This is a genomic window from Hydrogenoanaerobacterium saccharovorans, from assembly GCF_016901815.1.
GTDB lineage: Bacteria > Bacillota > Clostridia > Oscillospirales > Ruminococcaceae > Avimicrobium > Avimicrobium caecorum.
The window spans coordinates 1-625 of record NZ_JACSNR010000034.1; the positions used below are offsets into that span (position 1 = coordinate 1).

Annotated in this window: 1 protein-coding gene; it reads left to right on the plus strand. The window is 41.1% G+C overall.

Annotated elements, in window-relative coordinates:
* The first annotated feature begins 45 nt into the window (after window positions 1–45).
* Complete coding sequence (gene tnpA, locus H9X81_RS11545) at window positions 46–516, plus strand: IS200/IS605 family transposase (RefSeq protein WP_204722178.1); 471 nt, start codon at window positions 46–48, stop codon at window positions 514–516.
* Window positions 517–625 lie beyond the last annotated feature (109 nt).

Consider the following 625-nt stretch of genomic DNA (forward strand, 5'->3'; position numbering starts at 1 on the left):
GTGACCTGCCAGTTACACCGAAAAACACATTAGGAGGACATTAAAATGCCAGAGCAAAATAACATCACAAACAGTTTAGCACATACGAAGTGGAATTGTAAATATCATGTGGTATTTGCACCAAAGTACAGAAGGAAAGTATTCTATAACGAAAAAAGAGTGGCAATAAGAGATATCATCAGAACACTGTGTCAATGGAAGGGGGTTGAGATCATAGAGGGAGAAGTATGCCCGGATCACATCCATCTGCTTCTAAGTATTCCCCCCAAAATGAGTGTATCGGGATTTATGGGATACCTCAAGGGAAAAAGCAGTTTAATGATATTTCAAAAGTTTGGGAACATGAAGTTTGCATATCGGAACCGTGAATTTTGGTGCAAAGGATATTACGTAGACACAGTAGGAAAGAATACAAAAGCAATAAAAGAGTATATCGAGAACCAATTAAAGATGGATCGAGAAAGTGATCAAATAAGTCTTTACGATCCCAGAGACCCGTTTACGGGTAGCAAGTAATCCTATGCGTGGCTGGCAGGCCAACAAAAAGCGCACTTGTGCGTTGCCTGTAGTATTAGGGCTATGCCCGAAACGGAAATACCCCCCGCTTTGCGGGGGGATATTTATT